Origin of the sequence: Streptomyces sp. NBC_00569 (assembly GCF_036345255.1) — a bacterium.
In the GTDB taxonomy this organism is placed as follows: Bacteria; Actinomycetota; Actinomycetes; order Streptomycetales; family Streptomycetaceae; genus Streptomyces.
Genome location: NZ_CP107783.1, coordinates 1,996,312 through 2,021,479, shown reverse-complemented (window position 1 = coordinate 2,021,479; position 25,168 = coordinate 1,996,312). Strand labels below are relative to the sequence as shown.

Genomic DNA, 25,168 nt, shown 5'->3' with positions numbered 1-25,168 from the left:
TGTCGCATGCTCTATGCGGTCAGGGGTCAGTGCAGGGCGTCGATGGCCTTCACGATCAGCGCCCGCGCGTCGGCCCCGTATACGGCCATGCTCCGCAGCTGCTCGAACGCCTTCAGGTACAGGGCGATCTCGGACGGCTGCGTCACGTTCACCTGGGCAGACAGCAGTTCCACGGAGACGAGGGTGTCGTCGTAGACGTGGAACAACTCGGTTGGCCAGACGATCCGTTCCGCAGTGTCCGACGGGATGATGCCGAGCGACACGGCTGGCATGGCGCCCGCGGTCAGCAGGTATCCGAGCTGGGCAGCCATGGCGTCGTGATCGCCCAGCTGGTAGCGGAGCGCGCCTTCCTCGATGACCAGAAGGAAGCGGTGCCCCGCCTGGTGGATGATCTGCGACCGCTGGACTCTCGCCTCGGCCGCAGCCGCAGCATCGTTCGGCACGTCGAGGAGATCTGCGTTCGCGCCCAGCAGGCCACGCGCGTACCCCTCCGTCTGCAGCAGGCCAGGCACCAGCGTGGGCGAGTAGACGCGGAACAGTCGCGTGGACCGGAACAGATCCAGGTAGCTGTCCTGCAATTGGCGCAGCCCGTGCCGGGTCCGACGCCGCCACTCGCTGTACTGCGACTCGGCATTGAGGGACGCGGCAATCAAGTCTTCGATCTGCTCGCTGGCTTGGCAATGGGAGCACCACAGACGGATGTCGGTGGGCGAGGGCGGTGTCTTGGCGTGCTCGATGCGAGATGTCTTGGCGTGGTGCCATCCGCATCGGTCGGCCAGCTCGACGACCGTCAGCCCGGCAGTCTTGCGTATGCTACGCAGGCGCCCAGCCACGGCTTCGCGGGCTGCCTGCGCGGACGATGACGGGGAGTTGGGCATGAGCTGGCCTGACCTGTTCCTTGCCTAGCGGATCTTGTAGTCGCGGTGGGGATTGGCCCGCGCCCAGACAGCTTCAAACGCGTCGACGCACTGCTTCACCACAGCTGGGTCAGTTCGCAGCTCCAGACCGGGTGGCGACCAGTCGCCGGCACCGGTGAAGTGGTTGAACAGAACCCGTTCCCCGTCGAAGATCCACAGGTCGCAGCCTGGCACGAGCAGGTCGACGGCCTGCCGGCGTGGTAGCCACCGCACCTGCTCGCCCGCGTGCACGTTGACGTCCGTGCCCGCGTGTTCGTACCGGATGTAGTCGGTCACCGGCTCGGACACGATGCGCGCCCGGCGGACCTGGACTCCGCGGGCCGCGGCCCGGGAGATCAGGTCAACCCAGGGCGCCCAGTAGGCGGAGCCGGGGTCAGCGTCGCGCTCGCCGGTGCGCTGCCAGCGCTCGAAGTCTTCGGACTCGTCGCCGACGCCGTAGACGTCCCGCATCTCCAGGTGGACGGCCGACCGTGTGCTGGCCTCAAGCAGGTCGTTGAAGTTCAGCTCGCTGCTCGGCGACATCACATGCCTCCCTCAGCATGGGTACCAGGTGAGCCGGGATACGGATCACCGTCTCGTGCGCGGGGATTCCCTTCGCGTGTCCGGGCGCGGTGTTCTCGATGCACTCGGCACGGGTCGCCTCGTCGGCGGTGTAACTCTGCAAGACGATGTCGGCTGTCGCCGAGTCGACCCAGGCCGTGGGGGATCCGCTCTGCCCTGTGTTCGGGTCAATGCCGATGAACTGTAAGGCCATGGCTGCCCTCTCCTCATGAACCGTGCTCAGATGTGCACCACCGTCATCCCGTTGGACCACCGAGTCAAGACCGCAAACGCGTCATATACACAGGCTGACACGATCCATGCACATCCATGCACGGAAGTGGAGTTGCCACACGCCCCGCTCCTACCGTCGAAGCACGCGGCAACGACCACCGCTCGAAGCGAGCGGCATAGCCCTGCGGAGGCGCACATGCCCACCACCGAAGACGCCCCAGCACGAGCAGCCGGCCGGATCCCCGGGCTGATCCAGGAAGCCATGTCGGTCACACGCACTGTGCCCGGCCTCGCCGGCTTGCAGGAGCTCAACCTTGAAATCCGGGCAGAACTTCGGGACCTCATCCCTCGCGTTGAGGAGCAGATCGAGCAGATCACCGAGCGCACGACAGCCTCGTACGCCCGCGAAGGCGCCCTCGTCAGGACGAAGGCGGAGCTGGCCCAGGGCCTCAGCCCCAGCCCTCTCGCCGCGGCACTCGCGATCGCCGAGCTCGGGCGCTGCCTGCGCACACTCGATCAGTTCGCCGGCGGCGACCGATGAGCGCCGAGGGCGTGCGGTTCTGCTGGTACTGCGACCAGCCGATCGAATCGGGCGAGAAGACAAGGTCGTACATGAAGGACTCAATGTCGGCGGGCGGCCTGACAGTCGAGTTGCACGAGGTGTGCGTCGAGAAGGCCCGATACGTGACACGGACGCATCGCAGAATTCGCCACTATGACCCTCGCCGCCGGGGTGCTTGAAGGTGACCGGCGGCGGGACAAGGCGGGCCGCTCGACGGCCGAGTAGCGAGAGCAACCCGCCCAACATGCACCGCCCTCGCCGTGCCCCACGCCCTGGGGGGCGGGCGGGATCACGCGAACGGTCCCCAGGACCGTCGGCGCTCACATCTCTGCCCTGCCGGCGCTCGGGGTGACCACGACCTCGTCGGGGTGCGCCGCGTCGTAGTCGACGAGCTTGCCCTGCGCCTGGAACTGAGCCATATCCTCCGGAGTCGTCAAGGCGGCGTGGGCGGCGGTGAACTGGAAGGACGCCCGATGCGGCGGCTCCGGCCCCGGCTTGGCCGGGTCATGGTCGCCCGCCATGTAGACGGCCAGCTGGCTGTGCTGCAGCGCCTGCGCCTTTCCCGTACGACCCGGCACGGTTCTGGCACGACTTCTTGGTCCTGAACTCCCGGCTGGGAAGTCATGGAGGTCTGGCGGGATGGTCAGTCGGCCACCGGAAGGCGTTGGCGGTCAGCTGCGGTCGTGATGGTTGCTGTACTGCGCTGCTGTGCTGCAACGGCAATCATGTGGAACCGGTTCACACGCGGTCCGCCGGCGGACGACGCTTCGGCGTCATACTCTCTTGAGTCATGCCGAGTCAGCTGGCTCTGCGGTCTGGGCGGAGGGGGAACGGAGATGCCGCTGGAGTTCGGTCTCTGGCGTGTGGACGACACGCCCGTGCGTGTCGCTACGCGGCCGATGCCTTTGGAGTCTCGGCTGGAGGAGCTCATAGAGGCCGACCCCGGCATCTTGGGGAATCCGTTGCTATTGATCGGCCGGCAGGTACTCACTCAGTACGGCAAGATCGTCGACCTCCTTGGCATGGACGCTGAAGGGGGCTTGCACGTTCTGGAACTCAAGCGAGATCGCACGCCTCGCGAGGTGGTGGCTCAGGTTCTCGATTACGGTTCCTGGGTCCAGGAGCTCACCAACGAGCAGATCCGCGACATCTACACCTCATACGCCCGCGCCAGAGGGCTGGCGGAGGAATTGGAGAGGCGTTTGCTGTGCGGTTCGGCGACACTCCGCCGGAAGCTCTCAACGCGACTCACGCTCTGACTATCGTCGCGAGTGAGATCGACGCGGCGACGGAGCGGATCGTCACCTACCTGGCTTCTGGGTTCCAGGTTCCGGTCAACGTGCTCTTCTTTCGCTACTTCGAGGACGATGGCCGCTCCTACCTGGCCCGTACCTGGCTGATAGACGAGGCAGAGGCCGTGGCGCCGTCGGCCGGAGCGAAGGGACGCGGAAAGCGGGAGCCGTGGAACGGGACGGACTGGTATGTGTCGTTTGGCGATGAGCCCGGCGGCCGGAACTGGGATGACGCCCTTCGCTACGGATTCGTGTCGGCTGGCGGCGGGGAGTGGTTCTCTCGGACGATCCGGTCCTTGCCACTGGGAGCGCGGGTGTTCACTCATGTCCCCAAAGTGGGCTACGTGGGCGTCGGCACGGTCTCCGGCGAACCCCAACCGTTCGAGGACGCCGCACTCGGCCTCGACGGTGACAGACAGCGGATGGCCGATCTTTCCCTGGCAGGCACCTATCGATGTGCCGGGGAGAGGACAGACCGGGACGGGGAGGATGCTCGTGAGTGGATCGTCCCGGTTACCTGGCAGCGTGCTGTGCCGCGTGAAGAGGCGTTGTGGCGCACGGGGTTCTTCGCCAACCAGAACTCCGCCTGTAAACTCCGTGCCCGCTTCACGATTGAAGAGGTCTCCCGCCACTTCGGCATTGATCAAGGCTCCCCTGATGCCTGACCTGAAGTTGCGTCATTGAGAGGCCTGCGAAGTAGGCGCCGCCGTGCGCGTGGTTCGGTCCGCTCTCGGAACAGAGGTGCCTGCGGTCCCGGCAGTTCACGAGGGGCCGGCACTGGTTGCGGCCCCTAGAGGCAGGCGAAGCCGGCGCCGCTGCCGATAGGCTGCTCACTCGGCGTCGTCGTGCCGTAGCTCCGCAGTCAGCTCCTTGAACTCCTGGAGAGCTATGTGCAGATCGTTAAGAACTCCTTGGGCGATCTCTTCGGGAGTAGCGAGAGGCCCCTCCTCTGAGTCTTCGTTTTGCGGTGTGAGATCAAGGCTTGCGTGATCATGCTCGAGCACATCGTGTATGTCGAAGTATCGGAAGTGTTCTGTCTCCCGGCGATCCGTTCGGTAGAGACCCGGACCGTATGCGGACACGAATTCGTTCAGGACCCGTTGGTTGAGCGGACTGCTGCTGGCGTCGAATGGTCGTCTTGGACGCAGGTCGTAGACCCAGATTCCGGATGTTTGAGGAAACTCGCCCGCATGATTTGCGTGCTGGTCGAAGAAGATGACACTCGCCCTGACGCCGCTGGCTGAGGGGAAGGTGCCTGTAGGCAGCCTGAGGATGGTGTGGACGTCGAACCTGTTCAGCAGGTCTCGTCGGATGGTCTCTGCCGCGCCCTGGGCGAAGAGGACGTTGTCGGATACGACAACGGCTGCGCGTCCCCGCACGGCTATCAGTGACATGACGTGCTGCAGGAAATTGATCTGCTTGTCGGTCGAGACGGTCATGAAGTCTGGCCGCTCATACGTGTGGCGGGAGCCCTCCCCGAAGAGCTCTGCATGCTTACCGAACGGCGGATGAGTGAGCACCAGCGAGGCTTTTCTGTCGGGCTGTTGAGCGAGCGCGTCCCTCACGGAGATCGGTGCCGGCTGCCCGGCGGTGACGGCTCCGTGTAACAGCAGGTTCGCGGTTGCCAGCCGGGCTGCACCAGGGACCAGCTCGGCTCCCCGGCGCTGTTGGCTGCCGTACTGGCACTCTTCGTCAGAGGTGGAGCTGGCCAACTGCCGTGCGAGATAGTCGTGTGCACCGAGGAGGAAGCCGCCCATGCCGCAGGCTGGATCGTTGATGGTGTCGGTGAGCGCTGGTTGGAGCACTTCGACGATGGCCTCGATGAGCGGGCGGGGAGTGAAGAACTGACCGGCGCCAGATCTTCTCTCGTTCATCGTTCTTTGCAAGAGCTCGCCGTATGCCTCGCCCAGCAGGCTCTCCCCATACCCATTCCATCGCTCCACATCGAAGAGGTCGAGAATGAGTCGCTGCAGCAGTGCAGGATCGGAAATGTGGTTCTGTGCGCCGGCGAAGACAGCGTCCACGGCGGTGCCGGAGGTACTGGACGAACGCTGGGCCAGTATCTGGGTGTACTGGGCGACCAGCGGCCCTGACCTCTTCTTTGTCAGCGATGACCAACCGTGTGGTGTGGGCGCCTCGGGCTGTTCGCCGGATACTGCAGTCTGGCGCTCCTCGTCCTCAAGTTTGAGCACGAGCAGATACGTGAGCTGCTCGACGGCTTCCACGGCCGACAGCCCGCCGTCATACAGCAGGTTGTAGCCCTCCAAGAGCCGCTTGGTGATGTGTGACTTCGAGCCGTGCGATCCTCGGTCTGTCGCGGGGGCAGAGGCGTGGGTCATAGCTCAAGCTCCAGTTGTACGGGGACAACGTTCCGGCTGTGCTGATGAGCGGCCGTCCCTGGGGTGTGCACCTGGCGGGCAGTCGAGTCGCCGGCAGACGGCTGCGGCGGGAGGTGTGGGGCGATCTCCTCCTGCGGCAGGCTACTGCTATCAGGACTCTTGATCCGTCCGGCGGACGCCACATCAGCCAGCGCCCTGCGCAGCAGGGCCGATGACTCCAGGGCCTTGTGCACCCGCAGATGCAGGTGGTCCGCTGCGTGCCGGCTTTGAGTGGCTTGTCGGCCCAGCCGCACCTGGTCGTGCAGTGGGGCAATGGGGATCGGAACGTCTTGCAGACTGGTTTGCGTGATGTTGCGCATCGACGACAGAGTGCCGTTGCTCCGTCGCGCGATCTCTGCCCGTACGTAGGGGGTTGTCAGCAGCGGCACCAGCCATTGGTGATCGATGCCGGGCTTCGGGACTAATCGCAGGCTTTTGTCGCTCAGATACAGGCCAGGCCGGCATTCGGTGACGCGGACGGTCGCACCGACGTGGTCGAGGCTGTTGGCGCGGCACAGCAAGATGTCGCCAGACTTGATCTCGTGCTGTTCCTTGAGGAGCGTTCCGGCGGGCACTGCTTTGTTCTCGTCCTCGAGGAATCTCCCTCGGGTGATGGCACTGGTCTTGATCACTGCTCTCTCGTCGGATTCGGCGGGCCTCTCGAGGCACTGCGGTGAGTGACCTGCCTCGATCCGCTCGATGACCTCGTCCAGGCGCCCCCAACGCCAGCCGTGGGGAAGCATTTGAGCAGCGGCATTGCAGCGCGCCGTCAGTACATGATGGGCGGCGTCCTGCAGCTCAGTGACTCCCAAAGAGGCCCGGCGAAGGGCTGCTTCGGCACGGTCCAGGCGTTTGAGCCGTGTCCGAAGCGCCGCCAGGATGCGTTCCTGCTGGGCAAGTGGCGGCAGGGGAATCCTGATGCCCAGCAGTGCCTTGATCGTGAGCGAGTGCGTGCGGCCGCTGCGTGCTGCGGCCTTGACCTGTTCTCGGACATGGGAGGACTGCCACAGCTGTTCCAGGTAGGCGGGATGCAGGAGCGTGGGGCGCACGCGGACTCGTGTCATCGTGCTCGGGAAGTTCAGCAGTTGCGTTTCTTCCTTGACCAGTACTCCCTGCCCGAGGCGATCTGGTGTTCCGGCGTTGCGGCAGACGAGAAAGTCTCCTGCACGAACGACCTCTGGAGGAGGCCCGCTGACGCCTGCCCTGCCCACTGCTACGTTCCGGTGCCCTCTCGTCGCCATTAGCCCTAGCGGTTCGTCTGCTGGTGCGGGACGCCATTCGCCGTTGGCACCGGTGAACTTGGACCCACCGCTGATCAATCGACTGCCGAGGACGCTGGCAAGCCGGACTTCAGGCCAGCCGGAAGCGGACTCCGGTTCCGACACGGGCCATCCTCCTTCGTCCCGGCCTCACAGGCTGGGCACAGTATTTCGCTTGTCAGCTCCGCAGACGCCCAGAGTTGGCCCGGCACAGCGTCCCCCGCAGCTGTTACTGTGCGGCGATTCCTCGGGTGCGGACCTGTCCCTCTTGCGATTACAGCTTCGGAATGCCAAGTTCGGCGAAGAGTTGCGTGGTAGCCGGGTCCGTGGAGTACAGCACCGTGCCGCGGATGGACCGAGTCATCAGTACGCCGTAGGCGTTACGAAGTCGCTCCGTCAATATTTCGTCGGAGTCGATTCGGATGGCCTTGCTCTTCACCCAGCCCCGGTCCAAGGCCCAAGAGCCCCCGGCCCATCTGAGGTCAGGGCCCATGATGACACCGCCCCACTCGTATTCCAGGCCTTGGGCCGTATGCACGCAGCCGATCTGACCGAAGCCTCCGTCGTCTGTGGCCCAGAATCGGCGTGAGGGAACACCTGGGGTGCTGTGCGTGTCCTCTGCGTTCCATGGGCGAGCCCACCCCGGTTCCGGGGCGACGTCTGGGAAAGTGCCGGACGTGTCGGTCCACTCCCAGCACATGCCGGCAGTCATCCGGGCGCTGTGCCCCGCGTCAAGCTTGGACTGGAGGAACTCCTCCATCCGGGCCGCCCTGTCGGTGTAGTAGAGCCCGAAGGGCTCCGGATTCTCGTCGGCGTCCGCGTTCCACGGCACAGGCCGGCCCGCCATGAGATGCCGCACCCAGGTGTCGTAGGTGGAACTTCCGACCGCTCGAAGAGACCTGTCAAGCCTGATGGGCACGACCTCTGCCTTGAGGTCCTGAATGGCCTCGATGAGATCCGTTTCGGACCAGGCATCCTCGGCGAAGAGCCGCTGGTCTCCGTCCACAAAGAAGACAGGGACTCTGGCCCGTGTCACGATCACCGACACCGATGACTCACCGGGCCGCATCGTGAACGAGCCCGACTGCGGCCGCTCGGTAAGCCGGTGCGCTTCGTCGCACACCAGCAGGTCGAGCCCGTTGGGTGCCACCCTGTTCGCGACCTGGTTCAAGGTCGTGAAGTGCTTCTTCTTTCCCTTGGCACCGCGCTTGAGATTTTCGCGGGATGCGACACCACCCGACACAAATCGCGCTTCGTAACCCTTGTTGAGCGCCTCGCCGAGTGCCGTCAGGGCCAGGAGCGACTTTCCGGTGCCTGGCCGTCCGCTGATGACGTACACCTTCTTCGCGCCAGGCGACGGTTTCCCGACCGATTCCATGACCTGGTCCACAGCTTCGAGCTGCTTCTCCGTCAGGCTGAAGCGTGTGTGCCCGTTGACGATCGCCCCGATCTCGTCCGTGAGCAGAGAGCTGGCACGGCGACGGCCCAGGAGCGCCTGCGCTGCCTCGGCATCCTTGACGGGACTGAAGTGCTGGGTGAGGAACTTACGGAGATCGGCTGGTTGCCGCGCCGTGAAGGTCGAAACTCCCGGCACCGGTCGCACCATGCTGATCCACTGGCAGTCGGGATCCCTCAGGTTGTGCAAGTAGGCTGCGCCGGCGAGGTGCACGTACCGATCGTCGAACATGCTGTGATGGCGCTTTAGCGCCTCCAGGTTGTCTTTCACCTGCACAGCGGGGTGCTTTGTGTGCCGCCGGTAGAACGGCGCGTAGACGCAGCCAATAGCGCAGTCTTCGCAGAGCTCCCCAGTGGTGGACTGCTTGCACGCAGCGCACAGCTTGGCCGTCCCCTTGGCTGGATCGGGCCGCTCGATGGTGCCCCACTGCTTCAGTTCAACGGCGGCGAAGCTTAGTCCGCCGTCGGGGTGCTGTCCGGCAAGGACCACATCGATCGGATTCATGGTGGGGTGAACTCTGTACTCAACGAAGACATACACCTGCCCGAGACCAACGTCCTTGAGGGCTGTCGCGACCTCGTAGAGACTCTCGCGCCACGTCTTCTTGTCGGCAGTAGAGGCCTTGGCATGGTTGGGATGCGCGGCTTCATAGATCTCAGCAATCTTGTTGCTGAGCCGCCCCCTATTACGCACCATCTCCTCAGCAGGCCAGAACGCCTCCAGATCCGACCACGTGCCCCCGCTAGCCACTGCCCTCACGCTCCCGATCTCACGCATTGGAGACACCAGCGGCCATACGAAACGCCGGTGGACGTCTAAGAGTTGGACGATTATCCCAGCGGCCCAAAGTGACAGCAAGCGATCTTCCGCCAGTTCACCAGCTGCTACCTTCAAGGTCCCGGGCAGTCGGACGCCGCTGAGGGGAAGGACGCCGACTCGCTTCCGCGTCGCGAGGCCTCGAGACACCCCAGCGGATCAGCATCCCGGGGCGGTCCGGCGGCGTCCGCTCCGCAGCACCCCCAAGGACTGCCTCGTAGTGACCTCCGACGCCCCACGGGCACAGTGGGGTTGGCTACAAGTTTGATGATTGACCGTCAGTTGCCACAACGTGGCCCCGGCCCGCCCGAGTTGAACGAACGGCTGTCGGCCGCAGATGTGGTATCGCCCCAAACCTCGCGGTCTCGTGCTGAGATTTCCGCTTCGAAGGCGCCCCGGACATTGCAGGCGGCGGTAGTCAGGCTCTCCGGGACCAAGTTCGCCATACATGCACAGTCCGGATCCACCGTTCCGGCAGCCAGCTCGCGCTGCTCCTTCTCTACGCCTTCGCGTCAACCTGTCGTAGGTCATCCACTCATGGGCGGACCGTACAGCCGGCCAGTGTCAACACTGCTCAGCTACGGCACACGGCTCTGGAGGCCCCGTGCATCTTGCACGTTTCAGCAGGTCGGCAAGCTGTTTCGTGCTTCGCGAAGCCACTCGTTTCCACGAATGGGCCGCAACGCGCGAAGCTTCGTGGGCGGCTGGATCGTGGGGCGAGCCTGACGCATGGTCCTGTCTGAACGGCTGTGAGCGTGGCTGAATCAGACGGAAAATGGGATGGATTACGGCCGGGGGACAAGAATTGGCTGCGCAACGTCCCACAGTCGTTCCGCCTGCTCTAGGAAGGTCTCGAACCAGGGATCGTCTGCCCGGGTAAGTGTAAAGATGGGGCGAGACTCGCCAGCCACTTCGAAGGAGTAGAGCTGCACGCACAGCAGGGCGTTCACCTTGTTCACGTCGATGTAGTTCAAGCCGAACTTGAGCGCGGTGTGTGTCGTGCGTACTTCCAGTCGTCCTCCGGTCTCCGTGTACAGGCGCTGGAGCAGGCGCAGGGACTGGCGGATCTCGTCCCTGATCTCGTCGGGGCGCGGTCGTGTCGGGCGGTTCTGGGTAGTTACCGCGGCGTCGTCCGCGTCCGCATCGGTCAGCAGGATCCTGATGCGGCCTCCGGACGACAGGGTGTTTTCAAACGCCCGGTAGGAGGTTTCTAACGTTCGGCTCAGGCTGACGCCAGTCAGATAGATGTCGGTGGACCTCTCGCGCCGTTCTTCGACGTCAGCAGGGAAGTCGGGTAAGAAGCGGACGCTGCCGCTGGCACGGGAACGGGCCAGGTCCTCGACCATGGTGCGGGTGGCCAGTGTGCTGAAAGCCAGGACAGCGAGCACCGCCAGGACGGCGGCCATGATCTTCTCCGTCGGAGCCAGATCGATGGCCGCAAGGATGCTGGTGGCAAGGGCAACGGCAATCGTGGCGTACACGTCGAGGTTGCGCCGACCTTGTAGGTCGGTCCGAAGGCGTCTCCAGGCTGTCATGTTTCTCCCCCGTCAATGAGCCCCTGCTGGCCTCAGCGAGCACGGGCAAGAAGTTTCGGGTTGCCAGTGAGCATGCCGCAACGGTGCGTAATCGTAAGATCATGGACATATGCCAGCTCTCGAGCATCGTCTTAGGAAGATCGGGTTCTTTGAAGCTGGGCGTGCCGCTGGCTTGCGCAGGGGACACGACGGCATTGGGCTCGCGGCTGCCTCGGTGACCGGTGTTCGCGACAGCCGCTGCTCGTTACGGCTTGGGGAAGCTCTGCTCGAGCCACTGGCGGACGGTGCCGACTGTCGTGCGGCCGTCCTGGCGGAGAGCGTCGATGATGTCCCGGCCGGAGACGAGGACGATGGGGTGGCCGTCCTCGTGGACTTCTTCCTGGACTTGCTTGTGGAAGTAGGACGTTGCCACGAGTACGCCGAAGTTCCGGTGCCTGATCCGGGAGATCAGCCGGGAGACCTCGCGGACTCCGACGGAGTTGGTCGCCGCGTAGCACTTTGCTTCCAGGGCGAAGTCGATCGCGATGCGGCTTGCTGCCGGCCCCAGGCCGTAAGTGCCCACGGCATCGCGGCCGCCGTCCCTGCTCGGCCGCGTCAAGTCAACCGGCCCGGTGTTCCGCGCGATCAGCCGCCAGATGGCCACCGCGCAGGCTTCGAAGTCGTGCTCGCGGCCGCGGAAGTACTCCCGGATCTCCTCCAGCATGGCGATGCCCGCTGCATCATCGGGAAGCTGCTCTGCCCGGGACCGGATGGCCGTCGTCACCGGCGCCATCAACGGGCGGTAGACGCGGCCCTCGACCCAGGTCCGCCACACGTTCGGGCAGCCGCCACCGAGGGGGTCACCGCCTGCAAGCAGATGCTGGATCCAGGGCCGGGGAACCAGGTCGTGGTCGAGCACGGTGAAGTGAGACCGGTAGTTCTGGAAGCGCTGGCCGGCGGTGGCCCTCCAGATGGCAGCCAGCTCATCATCCGACGTCAAGGTCGGGCCTCCCGGGGCCAGGAGGCCGCGGAAGAGCACGGAGCGCCCTGTGGCCCCGGCCTTCTCGAAGAGGAAGAAGGGAGGCACTTTGGCCCTGTCCGCGGCGGTGCCGTGGGAAGCCGCGAAAACGTCTCGCAGCAGGACGTTCCCTGCCCGCGGTGTGCCGTGGAGGCCCTGCCCAGGCCTCCGGTTGTCGCCGTAGTAGGTGAACGTGCCGGTCTCTACGTCGAGATGGTCAGGCCAGTCCACCTCACCGCCGCTTGTGTAGAGCACGGCTAGCTTCACCGTTCCCTTGGCCGGTGAGCCTGCGTACCGGAAGCCTCCCTGGTTCCCGACGCCCTTTATCAGCTTGGACATCGGGTCGTCGCTGGTGTTGCCGCTGGTCCCGCCGGGATAGAGCGCATCGACTTGAAGGTCAGCTGTCTCCAGGTCGGAGAACGCCACGTGCGGCACAGGAGCGGCAGGAAGGGTCATGCTCCAACATCTACCAGGCACCACTGACAACTCAGTCTGAACGCTGATCACTTCATTTCGGCCTGCCAGAGTGCCCCGCCCAAGTACCTGTTGTCTTGCCGATCGTGGTGACTGGCGACTCGCAGGGGGATCTGGGTCGGGCGATGCTCAGGCGGGCTGGACATGAAGGCAGGGCCTCTTGGCAGCTCGGGGTTGCGAAGCCAACCGCGTTCCAGGAGGCCCAGTTGCCGCAGCTGGGCGCGCTCACGCCGGTGGAGTTCAACTCGGCTCTTCCATCGTGTGGTTGTGTCGCTCACCGTTTCGGAGGCGCGGCTGATCATCCCGAACGGGTTCGCCGGTATCCGACCTGACATGAGAGACGCGGAATGGGATGCGATCCGGTCGCTGCTGCCGGTTCCGGCTTGGCTGGAGGGCCGGGGCGGACAGCCGGAGGGCTTTGCCATCGCCAGCTGCTCGATGGGGTGCGGTATCTCGTCGACGGCGACCTGCCCGGATGGGGCCTGGCACCTCGGCCGGATCGACGGAGAGTCCGTGCTCTGCGCACCCACGGGGGACAGTCCCGTCGCTGCGCTCCGCGAACAGGGCAGCCTGAAGTGCTTCTCGCGGGGGGATGGTCCCAGACCACACGCCATGTTGCGGCCCTTCGTCCAGTGTTCTCCGCACTTAGAACTCCTAACGAAATGATCTTCGACGTGGTTGGATCGCTCCGGGACCGGTGATCTGGGGGTGCGGGGTGGCTCGGCCGAAGCCGTGGGAAGTGGACGACGAGCTGTGGGCGGTGATCGAGCCGCTGCTGCCCAGGGTCGAGCGCCGCACGCGGCATCCGGGACGCAAGAGGCATCCGGATCGGCTGGTGTTCCAGGGCATCCTGTTCGTGCTGCACACCGGGATCTCCTGGGAACACCTGCCGCAGGAACTGGGCTTTGGGTCGGGCATGACCTGCTGGCGGCGCCTGGCTGAGTGGACCGAGGCCGGTGTGTGGTCCCGGTTGCACGAGGTTCTCCTTGCGAAACTCCGCAGCGTGAACGCCCTGGACTTCTCCCGGGCAGCGGTCGACGGCTCCCACATCCGAGCGTTAAAGGGGGAGCTAAGACCGGACGAAGCCCCGTTGACCGGGGCAGAACCGGCAGCAAGCATCACCTGATCACTGACGCCACCGGCATCCCGCTCGCCGCCGCCCTGACCGGCGGCAACCGCAACGACGTGACCCAGCTCATCCCGCTACTTGAAGGAGTACCGCCCGTGCGGGGCAAGCGCGGCCGGCCCCGGCGCCGACCCGACGTGGTGCTCGGCGACCGAGGCTACGACCACGACAAGTACCGCCGCCTCGTCCGCGCGCTCGGTGTGAAACCGCTGATCGCCCGCCGAGGCACCGAGCACGGCTCCGGACTCGGCACCCAACGCTGGGTCGTGGAGCGGACGTTCGCCCACCTGCACTGGTTTCGCCGCCTGCGGATCCGCTGGGAGATCCGAGACGACATCCACGAAGCCTTCCTCACCCTCGGATGCGCGCTCATCTGCTGGAGACGACTGAACGTGACCCGCCACGTTCCAGCAGATGGCGCTGCGGCAGGATCTTGAGGTCGCGATCCGGCTCCGGGAGGCACCCCATCACCATCATCACGCACGAGGACCCCATCGGCCGGGGCCCTGCCAACTACATGATTCACGCTGACCTCTCGGACCGACAGGACGGCTGGCGCGAGCAGTTGTGGACCCGCCAGCTTGCTCAGGACAGGTTCGAGGTGACCTGCCTGCCTTTCTTCACCTACGGAATCTGCTACCTCGATGTGGTGACCATCGACAGCAACCACCTGGTGGCCTCTGTGGTGCAGAAGTCCGGCCACCGGACTCTTCGCGTCGCGCTCGTTGCGGACCACCAGGACCGGGACCAACTGCATGAGCTCCTGCACGGCAAGGTCGTCGAAGCCGCCCTGCCACACGAGTGGCTGCAGGGCACTTACCTCTCCGTGGACCTGCCGCCCGGCGCCGACCCTGCCGCCCTCACGGAGGCTCTCAAAGCACCCGCTCAAGCCGGTGCCCTTCACTGGGAGATCGACTCCTGACTCGAACACTCATTCCGTTAGGAGTTCTTACGGGAAGCCCTCAATGATCCTTCCTGCTCAGAGGACTGGCACCTTCGCTCTGGGTGAGGGAGCGCACTGCAACGGCCGACGAGGGCGCGGGAGCGGTTGGGGGCATGCTGCGGCGCCTGGCGAAGAGTGTCACGACGACCGCTGGATATTCCGGGCTGATCGGCGCAACCATGGGATGTCAGTAGTGGTCCATAAGGTGAAGTTGGTACAGGGGGAGACAGGCTGCACTGTGCTCATAGCGCCGTCCGCGGTGGTGTTCTGAGTGGTTGGGGCTTGGACGGGGAACCGAGGCAGACATGGATTTCGTGCCGTATGGGGCTTGGCAGCGAGCCTTGGAGGACACCTTCTTCAGTCCCGAGTGGGACGGCCATCCAGTCGTCATGTACGTGGACGAGGGGGAGGCGGAGCGACTGCAGAAGCGCTTCGGCATTTCTGTGTCGCTTACCGAGGCCGTGCGCCGGGTTGTCCTGTCGGACGAGCACAGGCCCTATAGCGCCATCGAGGGCTACGAGGCCTCGAAGCAGAACAGTGAGGACGCGCCAGCTGTGCTGCCTTTGCTCGCCTCCTCAGTGGTGGCGGCTACGCGCATGGCCCACGACGGGAACCGGAGGGCGAGCAACTACCACGGCCACTTCTCCGAGCTCCTCTCGGGCAGGGCGGGAGTACTCACATCGGCGCAGTACGCGCCGGTTTCGCAGATGTGGCAGCGGCTTGCTTCCTGGCAGCACCAGTGGGGTGCCTACCGTGGTCTGTGCACGATTCCGTCGCCTGGTGACCTTCCCCGTAACCAGGCGCGCATCGGGTATGCCCTGTCTCAGGCCGTGCTGCGCGGAACGGACCGGCAACTGCTGCCGAAGTTCTTCGACGTGATGAGAGAGCGCAACGCCGCGGCGTGGCCGCAGCCCGGCGCTACCCTGGCCGAGGGAGTGCGCCTGTGGGACCAGGCTGGCAAGTTCTCAGCAGCTTTCCAGAACGCGTTGAGTCACCCTGAGTTCCGGCCGCTTGTCGAGCGGCTTCTGGGCGGCCTCGCCAATGTGTGGGACGGCTCTGCGCAGTACGTCCGCCCGGGGACGCCAAGAGGGGAACTCCTGGTGCGGCTGGAGAACCGGCGTCTGGGATGGCTCGCCAGGTTCCCGCGTGCTGGAGCGCGCCAGTACGAGTTGCCCCGCGGCATTGTGCTTCGAGAGCTGGGGGATACGCACTATTACGCGGTGGATGGGCTGGAGCTCCCCGCGGATGGGTCTCTGCGTGCTGGCGTTCAGCTTCTCGGCGGAGGGGTCGCGGTCAGCCGTCCTGCTTCTTCTCTGGTGGTGCTGAGGCAGAACGAATCGCTGGACTGCCGGACCAGTGTGGACCGGTTCGTGCCAGGTGAGGAGCACATGATCCTGGCGGGCCCGGGGGCTGTTGGTGACGTCGAGGCTGTGCTGGAGAAGGCGGCGCCACCCGATCGTGAGCGCAAGCCTCGTCAGCTGTCCTGGATTCCTCAGGGCTGGGTCCTGTATCCCCGCGTGGTCTTCGATGACGCGGTGTCGCTTAAGGAAGCTATCCGCGACGTCCAGGGAACGGTTCTTGCGGTGCAGCCTGCACCGCAGTTCAAGGCGTACCTCGACGGCGGGCTGCCCCTGGCCCCCAAGATAAGCAAGAGGCTTTACCTGGCGGGGGGAGAGCCTGATGTGGTGCTGCCTGATGGCGCGTCGGGCGAGGCAGTGCTTGACGGACAGGCGCAGAACCCGCCGTTCCATGCGAGGGGAGTGCCCATTCCGCTGTGGCCGAGAGGGCTTCGTCAGGGCGCGCATCTGCTGGAAGCCGAAGGGAACGCTCTTGCCTTTACTACGGCCGAAAGTGCGCCTGACCTAGTTGAGTTGGACCATCCGTCCGGATTTGCTGCGACCGGTTCTGAAGCTGCGGCGTTTGCGTCCTCGGATGGCAGCACCGCCCTGCTGCGCGGAGCCGACCTTGGCGCTCGGGGAGCCAGGGGCGCATCCCGCGTCGCCCTGTGTCGGCGCCGGGCTCAGCGGACGCTGTTCGTTGCCTCAGACGGTCGCGCCTGGAAGATAGCCGAACCGGACTCTCCCGCGTGGTGGGCCAGACTTTCCCAGCCGCCTGCCGGCTATCACTTCGAGGTCGAAGTCCGCGGCAGCGGAGGCTGGATCCTCCAACTCCGGCAAGGAGCTTGGGCCGTTGTACCGGCCTATCCGGAACATCCCTCGTTTGTTCCTGGCCCTGAGCACCGTGCGTGGGCTGAGGCCGTGCTGGATGCGGGCAGCGCCGGTACGGGTGAGCTGTGGGACGTTTTCGTTGAACTGGCCCGGGAGGTACCAGCGTGCTGAGCATCGGAAACCTGCTCCTGCGGTGGGCAAGTGAGCTTGGGGGCGGCAAAGTCTCAGATCTGAGGGCCGGCGTGCTCCGTACGGCGCGCAGCAGGGGGATCCCGGTGCGGGAGGGGGCGGACGGCCGGTGGCTGCGCGATGTGTCTGCGCTCGGGCATCTGGATGTGGACTGGCGCCGGGGACTGTGGTCCGCGGCCCCTGCGGTCCTGACGCGGGTGCCGTTCTCTGACGGGTTTGCGGTTATCACCGGGCGCCGAACTGCTGTATTTGACGGCCTGGTTGAGGCTGCGGGCGACGATTGGGCCGCGTTCGTCTGGGCGGAGAATGAGGCGGCCGAAGGCGACATTCCCGTGCCGGACACTCTCTACCTGCAGTACGACTCTGCAGAGGGTCTGCCCCGGGAGGCTGAGCGGCTCGGATGCCGCTACGTCCCGTGCGCCGCGACGCAAATTGTCTCCCTTCTTCCAGAGCTGTCTGCAGGCCCCCAGGCCGCACCGCCAGGAGGAGGCAACGCGCACACGGTCGAGCGGTACCGCCCGCAGAGCGGGGAATACGCACCCGCTGAGTCGTACGACGAGGACGGGCTCTACCGATGGCGCAGCGCAGACTGGGTGCGACTTGTCCAGGTCCGGCGGGGCAGAGAGTTCCTGAGCACAGAGCATGAATACGGCGTTTACCTGGAACATGAGCGTGTGGGGACCAGCGTGATGAGGTGGAAGGCTGAAGGCGGGTCCGGCCGCCAGCGGATAGGCCGTCTCGCAGTCGACTGGGGAGCACCCCTGCCGCCCCTGCACGCCCGGGCTGCCGTCCTGTGCACAGGTCTGCAGCCGCGCTTCCACAAGCTTGCAAGGACTGTCTGCTACGACAACGTCCCCCTGACGGCCGGCGAGCGGCTGGCCAGGTCTTTGCACCAGAAACTCGAGATCCAGAAGCCCGCGGCGGGGCCTGGGAAGGCGAGCGATGACTGAGCCCGCCGAGCTGCCCCATAGGCCCGGAGCCACGGATATCCCCGGCACCTTCCAGGCGTTGCGTGACACGCTCATGCGGTACTACGACACGCCATTCGCCGTCAGCGATCCCTCGGTCATGAAGGAGCGGCGTGCGCTCCTGGACGTGGACGGCGGGGCCTGGCGCGAACCGCTGCTGGAACTGCGCCCGCAGTATGCCTCGAGCGGCGTCAGTATCGCGGAGTCCTTCCGTACAGCAGACGCACACGCCCAGGCAGCTGACTTCGCCCGGTTCGCCCTCCCTGATGGTGTGAGCCAGCTCTACCGGCACCAGCACGACGCGCTCGTTGCGGCGTGCCGCGACGGCCAGGACTTCGTCGTCACGGCCGGCACAGGTTCAGGCAAAACGGAGACTTTCATGCTGCCGGTCATCGCCGACCTGGTCGCGGAGTCTGCTAGCTGGACAGGCCGCGGCAGCGCCCAGGTGCCGTGGTGGGGGACGCGTGGTGGTTTCGAGCCGAGCCGCACCGGCGAAGACGGGCACCCTGCGGCCATGCGCGCACTCATCCTCTACCCGACCAATGCCCTTGCCGATGACCAGCTGGTGCGCCTGCGCAGAGCGCTGGACAGCGACCAGGCCCGGGGCTGGCTGGACCGGAACCGGTCAGGGCACCGCTTCTACTTCGGCCGCTACACGGGTGTGACGCCGGTGTCCGGGCGTGCTGATGCGCTGCCGGCCCTGGACCGGATGCGGACGTACATGCGAGAACTGGAAGAGCGGGAGCAGCGAGCCGCAGACCAGGTGCACGACTTCATCCCGCGAGTCGGCGGCGCTGAGATGCACGCCCGCTGGGACATGCAGCACGCTGCACCGGACATCCTCGTCACCAACTACTCGATGCTTAACATCATGCTCCTGCGGCCGCAGGAAGCACCGGTATTCGAGGCGACCCGCCGATGGCTGCGCACCACCCCTCAAGCGCGGTTCACGCTGGTCCTTGATGAGCTGCACATGTACCGGGGGACCGCAGGGACTGAGGTTGCCTACCTCCTTCGTAAACTGCGGCACCGGCTCGGCCTTGACGATGCGCCGGAAAAGTTCCGTGTCCTGGCCGCTTCGGCTTCTCTGGAAGCGGGCCGGGATGACGAGTTCGTGGAATCCTTCTTCGCGCTGCCGCAAGGGCGGCACACCGTCGTGCCCGGAACCCTTGTACTTCCCGGCCCCGGCCCCACCGATCTGACGGCGCACGCCCAGAATCTGGCCCATGCCGCCGGGGGCGCCCTTGAGCCTCAGCAAGCGGGCCGTCTCCTGCAGACCACTGGCGCCGGCGACGCACTGGCACGAGTGCTGGCTCCGGCAGGCAAACCGCAGGCACAGTCTCTGTCCCGCACAGCCGTCCAGCTCTTCCCGGGACTTTCATCGCAGGCGGAGCAAGCCGAGGCCCTCCACGGTCTTCTGCGCGCTCTCGGCGCCGCAGCAGACCCCGGGCAGCCCAAGCTGCGGGCCCACATGTTCTTCCGCAACATCGACGGTATCTGGGCCTGCTCCGACCCGCAGTGCCCCGATGCCCCCGCTGACAGGCATCCGCAGCGCCGTGTGGGAAAGCTGTTCAGGGCGCCCACACCCCGCTGCAGCTGCGGAGCGCGGGTTCTGGAGCTGTTGTACTGCCAGAACTGCGGCGACCTCATGCTCGGCGGCTTCACCAGTCCGCATCTGCTGGGCAAGGACACCTTCCGCGGTTCACTGCACACCGACTTCCCTGACTTCGATCAGCTGCCCGACGATGCGACGGGCGCAGCAAACGCCGGCAACTACATCGTCTACTGGCCGCGCAGAGAACAACCCGGCCTGGACAGTTCCGAATGGACCGGCTCAGAGTCCAATCAGGGGGCCAAGGCCACCTTCCATTTCAGGCCCAGCCGCTACCAGCCGGGCACCGGCCGGCTCGCCAATGACAAAGCGGCATACACCGGCTGGTCCTTCCACGTCGTCCCGGAGAAGGGGAAGGACGGAAAACCAGCCCTCGACCTGCGAGGTCTGAGGGCGCTGCCTACGCGCTGCCCCGCATGCGGCGACGACTGGGAGATGAAGAGGGCACGGGACCCCAAGACCGCAGTGCTGAAGCCAATCGGCCTGGAGGACCCGGCGCGGCTGAGGAGCGCCCCCGTGCGCCGGATGCGCACCGGCTTCGACAAGCTCAATCAGGTGCTCACCACCGAAGCTCTCGGCCATATGCCGGACGGGGAACGCAAGGTCATTGCCTTTTCCGACAGCCGCGACGACGCTGCAGAACTCGCCAGCGGCCTTTCACTGCGCCACTACCAAGACCTCCTGAGGCTCATAGCTGCCGAGGTCGTCGAAAGCCAGGGCGACCCGTTCGCAGACTTGCAGCTGGTCAAGGCCCACTACGCCAGCCAGCCAGCCGACCGCGAGCAGGTCAAGGCCGCGCTGCACAGGCTTCGCGCCCGCCGCCCCCGGGAACTGTCCGCGCTGCGCGACATCCTCAGCGACGAGATCGACGCGGAGCCCGAGCGGCGGCCTGAGCTGGAGTCAGTTCTCGGCTCACGGCCCTCGCTCGAGGACCTGCGCTACGACTTGCGCGCACGCCTGCTGGGATACGGCGCCAACCCCGCAGGCCCCGCTGCCTCGCTCCAGGACCACAAGGGCATCCCCTGGACGGCGCTGTTCGACTGGGAGGGCGACCGCAGCCTCAAGCCCGGACTGGGACAGGAGCAGGAGGAGTTCCTCAAGCGCATCGACGACAGCCTGGGACGCGAGTTCATCTTCGGTCTCTTCTCCGGCGCCGACCGCGACTTCGAGTCGCTCGGACTCGGCTGGCTCAGCCTTTCAGATGACCGTTCACCCCTCGACATGCCACTAGAATCTGACGTCGCTCTGTGCCGGGCCAGCCTGCGAATCCTGGGACTGCTGCGGCGTTTCAGGGAACTGCGGGCAGGCTCCGAGAAACCGCCAGCCCCGCTGCTGCGGTTGTGGAAGCGAGTCGCCGAGCGCGACGGCGCCGATGTCGACACGGTCAAAGACCGCGTGCTCGCCGGGTGGGGGCAGGCAGTCGCCCAGTACATCATCGACCCGCGCAAGGTTGCCCTGCGCCAAGGGGGAGGGCGTGCCTGGATCTGCGGCAACTGCCGGCGCCCCCATCTCCATCATGGCGCCGGACTCTGCACCAAGTGCCAGGCCCCGCTCCCCGCCAGCCCCGTCCACTTCGCAGGGCCCCTCAACGACGACTACTACGCCTGGAAAGCCCAGAGCCGCACCGGAAACTTCACGCTGCGAGCCGCCGAACTCACAGGGCAGACCGACCGCATTGACGCCCAGTCACGCCAGGCCCGGTTCCAGAACGTTTTCCTCGGTGAGAGCGACGTCCCCGCCGCTGACGGCCTGGAAGTCCTCTCGGTGACGACCACCATGGAGGCCGGCGTTGACGTGGGCTCCCTCAACACGGTGCTGCTCGCCAACATGCCACCCACGCGTTTCAACTACCAGCAGCGTGTGGGCAGGGCCGGGCGCCGCGGCAGCCCTACGGCCACGGCTCTGACGATCTGCCGGGGGCGAAGCCACGATGAGCACTACTTCGCCAGACCGGACGAGATCACGAATGCCCCGACCCCGCCGCCGTACCTGGCCCTGGGCATGCCGTCCATCTTCAAACGGGTCCTGCTCGGCGAAGTGCTCCGGCTGGCCTTCGACGCAGTGGCTGCTGCACGGCAAAAGCGAGACCCTGACCTCACGAAGAACATCCACGGCCAGTTCGGGCATGCGGCCGACTGGCCAGTGCACCGGGAGCGGGTACGCCGCTGGGTGGACGACAACCGATCAGACATCGCAGCAGCGGCGCGCGCACTCCAGCTGGGAACGCCGCAGGCGGTAGCCGCCATTGACCCGTTCCGCTGCATCCAGGAGCTCCTGGACCAGGTGGACCAGCAGGCAGCCTTGAGTACTGGCCACACCGATCTCAGCCAGCGGCTTGCGGAATCCGGGCTCCTGCCCATGTTCGGCTTTCCCACACGCGTCCGCTATCTCTACACAGAACGGCCTGCGAAGAACTTCCCCTGGCCCCCGCCTGGCGCCATCGACCGCAATCTGGCGGTCGCACTGACCAAGTTCGCGCCGGGCTCTGAGACTCCGCGTGACGGACGCCTCTACCAGGCGATGGGAATTGCCTCCTTCCGGCCCGGTGGCACTCAGCCGCGGGCCGAAGAGGAACCCTTCGGTCCCGAGAGGTGGGTCGCGCTGTGCCGCCTGTGCGCGCACATCCAGCTGCTCAACGAGGAAGGCGAAGAACAAAAAGCCTGCCCTGCATGCGGGGCAGCGGGCCGCCCCAACTACACCGCACTGCCGATGCGCGAGCCGGCCGGCTTCCGCGCCGGAACACCGCGCGACTACGACGGCGTGCGTGAATGGGGCCACGGCGGTGCCAGCTCCCGTACGGCAGCAGATCTCGACAAGGAAGCCCCCCGGGTCGAACGAGGCGTCGACGACTGGCTCGTCGTCCACGCAGGAAGCGGTGACCGGTTCACCGTCAACAGCAACAACGGCCGCCTGTACCGGTTCAGGAAAGTGCACGGCTCGTGGGGCGGCTACCACGTCGTGGACAGCCCGAAAGCACAGGCTGACATCCAAACAGCCCTGGGAGCCACAGAGCACACCGACATGCTGTTCCTGGGTGCACGGGCACCGCTCGATACCGACCGCGGCCTGCGATTCGACATCTCCCAGTACGAGCAGCCGCACGGATTCCGCGACGCTTACCACGGCCGCCGCGCAGCCTGGTACTCACTCGCCTCGCTTCTGCGCCGCGCGGCAGCACCGCTCCTCGATGTGCAGCCAGAGGAGCTCCTCGCCGGCATCCACGGCTCCGCATCAGCGGCGTCCCCCGTACTCGCCTACCTCGCCGACAGCCTCGAGAACGGCGCAGGATTCAGCACACACCTCGGATCAGCCAAGTACATCGAGGAGTTCCTCGACGCCGTCGACACATATCTCTCAGAACTCGGCCCAGACCACGCCAGGGACTGCAGAGGATCCTGTTACCGCTGTCTGCGCGACTACTCAAACATGAGGCTTCACCCGCTGCTCGACTGGCGGCTCGCAAGAGACCTGATCGCAGTGCTGCGCTGCCGGCCGCTTGCCACAGACACCAGCGCGCACGGCAGCCTGCTGGAACGCTGGGCCGAGGACCGCACAGACCTCACCGCTCAACTACACGACACACCCTCCGGCCGCATCGCCCTCGCAGACAGCGAGTTCGTAGAAAAGCCCTTCGCCGTGGTGGTGAAACATCCACTGGAATCGGCCCAGCCCAATTCAATGGCGCCGCGACTGCAGGAGTACGGCGACTACATCGCCGCGAACGGCCTGGCCGAACGCACGGCTTTCGTCGACGCATACTGCCTGGACCGCACACCAGCCGCAGTCACCAGCGCCCTGATGGAGTTCGCCGAGGAGGACCTGTGACCAGCGGCCCCCTCTTCTCACACCCCGCAGCCGGAGACCGCCCGCCCGCAGCGCTGACCCGGCAGGCCCTGATCGAGCAGGAACGGCAACGCCGCCTCGCCCTGATCGAAGCGCGAGCAACCGGATCCTCACCAACAGCCAGGAACCCTCCAGCGCAAGATAACCCTCAGACACCGCAGCAGACGGACAGCACGCAGCCGCACCCCGGTTCCGCACCCGCGCCGCGTCCTCAGGACAGGCGACTCCCCGACGGATTCACATCAGAGACGGCCTGGCAGGCGGCACAACAGGCGGCCCGCGCGGTAGCCGCTGCAGCACAGGCCGCCGGCTATCCCGCGCCACACCTTGAAACCCAAACCCCGGATACCACCGCGCACCAGCTGGCCCAGTACATCGTCTCCGCCGTACTGCCACTGCCTCCGCTCACCGCGGTCCAGACCCTCCTCCAAGCAGGAACCTGGCTGGAAGCACTCCTCACGCCACGCCACGCCGCACGCGCCCGCACCCTCCTTGGAAGCGACCGCGCCTACAAGCCCGCCAGGTACAGCAGCCCCCCAGACAACGAGAACGACGAAGCCGATGCAGCATGGCAGCGCTACGCCGACTACACGAGGCTCACCCAGTACGGCCACGTCACAGCCGAAGCCCAGCAAAAGCTCCTGCGCTACCTGCCACTGTCCGTCATCGATGACCTGATCGACGACGGACACATCGCAGCCAGAGCCGTCCCGCCCCACGGCGATCGCCGCCTGTACCTGCAAGCCCGCCTCACCCCCTCCGAGGTGAGCACCGAAGACCTCCGAAACCTGGGATGGACCGACGAACTGACCCGCCGCGAATTCCGCCTCCGGCTGGCCCGCGGCGACATCGCAGTGCTGGACGAAGCACAGCACCTGACAGACGCACAGCGCCAACTGGCAGCAGACCTGATCCAAGTGCACTCAACCGGACGGATCCCCACTGAGCTGTCCGCCCAGAAATGGCTCTGGCCCGCACTGGAAAGACTCGCCCCCCAGGCACAGATACACCTTCGCCGCGACAAGGCATTCGGCAGCTGGTACGTCGTGCGGCGCATGCACCGAGCCCTCCGCGCCGCGCACCGGATGCAGCTGAGCAAAGACTACAAGCGGGCCGACTCGCTCCTCAAGCATGCCCAGAACGACGCAAACGCCCTGCGTGAGATCTGGACTCCCGGCAGCTGGGAGGCCAAGAACATTCTTGCCTACCTGCTCGTACTCAACGGCTCCGGGGACGAAACGTATGACAAAGCGCTCGAACTGATCAGCCCGACGGCGCCAGGACAGGGCCCGCGCGAAGACCAGCTGCCGGGAACAGGGCGCGCCAATCTCGAGCACAACCGCGGGGTACTGCGCCAACTGCAGCGCCACCGTGAGGATGACCACGTCCTCAACCCCTACCTGGTCCTGGACGCACCCGACGGCGCCCCCAATCAGGTGTGGAAAGACAAATGGCGCGCTCTTCGCAGAGCTCTCGACGAGGACGGCGAGGCCGCAGTCAACCAGGCAAAAGACGCCATCCAGGCACGCGAGCGCGGCCGCGCCCCCATCGAACCTTTCGTGCTGCCCCTGATGCCTTCAAAGTGGGCCGCCCCTCTTGCCGAAGCAGCCCCGGTCAGAGCAGGCACACCGCAGATGCCGCGCCGCTCCGCCCCACCGACACAGCAAGAGCAGGACTACGCCCGCGATCAGGCAGCCCGGACGATCATCCGCGCCGCCTGCCAGAATGCAGGACTCCCAGCTACAGCTGAGGCCTGCCCGACCCCCGTTTCAGAGAGCGGCAACGAGTGAAGAAAGAGCCCCATCGCAGCGGGACTTCCGATTCCAAGGGCCATGCAGACCGGCCGGACCGGAAAGGCA

General features: G+C 65.8%; 18 protein-coding genes. 9 read left to right on the top strand and 9 right to left on the bottom strand.

Annotation, left to right across the window (positions count from 1 at the left end; genetic code table 11):
- Positions 1-26 precede the first annotated feature (26 nt).
- Genes OHO83_RS09295 through OHO83_RS09285 form a run of 3 tightly spaced genes read right to left on the bottom strand, consistent with a single transcriptional unit; the run spans position 27 to position 1,671 of the window.
- On the bottom strand, positions 27-878 hold the full coding sequence (locus OHO83_RS09295) for a helix-turn-helix domain-containing protein (RefSeq protein WP_330279167.1): 852 nt from the start codon (positions 876-878) through the stop codon (positions 27-29).
- 24 nt (positions 879-902) lie between these two features.
- On the bottom strand, positions 903-1,439 hold the full coding sequence (locus OHO83_RS09290; RefSeq protein WP_330279166.1) for a DUF6879 family protein: 537 nt from the start codon (positions 1,437-1,439) through the stop codon (positions 903-905).
- Positions 1,399-1,671: a hypothetical protein gene (locus tag OHO83_RS09285; protein ID WP_330279165.1), complete on the bottom strand. Its 273-nt coding sequence runs from the start codon at positions 1,669-1,671 to the stop codon at positions 1,399-1,401. Before OHO83_RS09285 ends, OHO83_RS09290 begins: the two co-directional genes overlap by 41 nt.
- Before the next feature lie 216 nt (positions 1,672-1,887).
- Here OHO83_RS09285 and OHO83_RS09280 point away from each other — a divergent pair, with 216 nt between their 5' ends.
- Positions 1,888-2,232, top strand: coding sequence for a DUF6415 family natural product biosynthesis protein (locus tag OHO83_RS09280; RefSeq protein WP_330279164.1), 345 nt, complete (start codon positions 1,888-1,890; stop codon positions 2,230-2,232).
- 341 nt (positions 2,233-2,573) lie between these two features.
- Here the strand turns inward: OHO83_RS09280 and OHO83_RS09275 are convergent, their stop codons facing one another.
- Positions 2,574-2,831: a hypothetical protein gene (locus tag OHO83_RS09275; protein ID WP_330279163.1), complete on the bottom strand. Its 258-nt coding sequence runs from the start codon at positions 2,829-2,831 to the stop codon at positions 2,574-2,576.
- Between the two features lie 258 nt (positions 2,832-3,089).
- Here OHO83_RS09275 and OHO83_RS09270 point away from each other — a divergent pair, with 258 nt between their 5' ends.
- A complete protein-coding gene (locus OHO83_RS09270) occupies positions 3,090-3,512 on the top strand; it encodes an endonuclease NucS domain-containing protein (RefSeq protein WP_330279162.1) in 423 nt (140 codons plus the stop codon).
- Positions 3,461-4,210 carry a hypothetical protein gene (locus tag OHO83_RS09265; protein WP_330279161.1) on the top strand — a complete coding sequence of 250 codons (750 nt, stop codon included), beginning with the start codon at positions 3,461-3,463 and terminating at the stop codon, positions 4,208-4,210. The genes OHO83_RS09270 and OHO83_RS09265 overlap by 52 nt, the downstream gene beginning before the upstream one ends.
- Before the next feature lie 165 nt (positions 4,211-4,375).
- Here OHO83_RS09265 and OHO83_RS09260 read toward each other — a convergent pair whose 3' ends face one another.
- The 5 genes from OHO83_RS09260 to OHO83_RS09240 all read right to left on the bottom strand — a co-directional run bounded on the left by OHO83_RS09260 (position 4,376) and on the right by OHO83_RS09240 (position 12,412).
- Positions 4,376-5,812, bottom strand: a complete 1,437-nt coding sequence (locus OHO83_RS09260; protein ID WP_330279160.1) for an HsdM family class I SAM-dependent methyltransferase — start codon at positions 5,810-5,812, stop codon at positions 4,376-4,378.
- A gap of 68 nt (positions 5,813-5,880) precedes the next feature.
- Entirely contained in the window at positions 5,881-7,308 is a 1,428-nt protein-coding gene (locus OHO83_RS09255) for a hypothetical protein (protein WP_330279159.1), read from the bottom strand.
- Positions 7,309-7,456: 148 nt separating this feature from the next.
- Positions 7,457-9,415, bottom strand: a complete 1,959-nt coding sequence (locus tag OHO83_RS09250) for a DNA/RNA helicase domain-containing protein (protein WP_330279158.1) — start codon at positions 9,413-9,415, stop codon at positions 7,457-7,459.
- Positions 9,416-10,239: 824 nt separating this feature from the next.
- A complete protein-coding gene (locus OHO83_RS09245; protein ID WP_330279157.1) occupies positions 10,240-10,935 on the bottom strand; it encodes a hypothetical protein in 696 nt (231 codons plus the stop codon).
- A 298-nt stretch (positions 10,936-11,233) separates the two neighbouring features.
- Entirely contained in the window at positions 11,234-12,412 is a 1,179-nt protein-coding gene (locus OHO83_RS09240; RefSeq protein WP_330279156.1) for a restriction endonuclease, read from the bottom strand.
- Positions 12,413-13,175: 763 nt separating this feature from the next.
- Here OHO83_RS09240 and OHO83_RS09235 point away from each other — a divergent pair.
- The 6 genes from OHO83_RS09235 (at position 13,176) to OHO83_RS09210 (ending at position 25,099) form a co-directional block, all read left to right on the top strand.
- A protein-coding gene (locus OHO83_RS09235) for an IS5 family transposase (RefSeq protein ID WP_443066036.1) occupies positions 13,176-14,023 on the top strand; the annotation gives its coding sequence in 2 pieces (ribosomal slippage) (positions 13,176-13,521 and positions 13,521-14,023; 849 coding nt in all).
- An 80-nt stretch (positions 14,024-14,103) separates the two neighbouring features.
- Entirely contained in the window at positions 14,104-14,508 is a 405-nt protein-coding gene (locus OHO83_RS09230; RefSeq protein ID WP_330279154.1) for a DUF4265 domain-containing protein, read from the top strand.
- A gap of 326 nt (positions 14,509-14,834) precedes the next feature.
- Complete coding sequence (locus tag OHO83_RS09225) at positions 14,835-16,868, top strand: hypothetical protein (RefSeq protein WP_330279153.1); 2,034 nt, start codon at positions 14,835-14,837, stop codon at positions 16,866-16,868.
- Positions 16,862-17,836, top strand: a complete 975-nt coding sequence (locus OHO83_RS09220) for a hypothetical protein (protein WP_330279152.1) — start codon at positions 16,862-16,864, stop codon at positions 17,834-17,836. The genes OHO83_RS09225 and OHO83_RS09220 overlap by 7 nt, the downstream gene beginning before the upstream one ends.
- Positions 17,829-23,291 carry a DEAD/DEAH box helicase gene (locus OHO83_RS09215; RefSeq protein ID WP_330279151.1) on the top strand — a complete coding sequence of 1,821 codons (5,463 nt, stop codon included), beginning with the start codon at positions 17,829-17,831 and terminating at the stop codon, positions 23,289-23,291. Before OHO83_RS09220 ends, OHO83_RS09215 begins: the two co-directional genes overlap by 8 nt.
- Positions 23,288-25,099: a hypothetical protein gene (locus OHO83_RS09210; RefSeq protein ID WP_330279150.1), complete on the top strand. Its 1,812-nt coding sequence runs from the start codon at positions 23,288-23,290 to the stop codon at positions 25,097-25,099. The genes OHO83_RS09215 and OHO83_RS09210 overlap by 4 nt, the downstream gene beginning before the upstream one ends.
- Positions 25,100-25,168 lie beyond the last annotated feature (69 nt).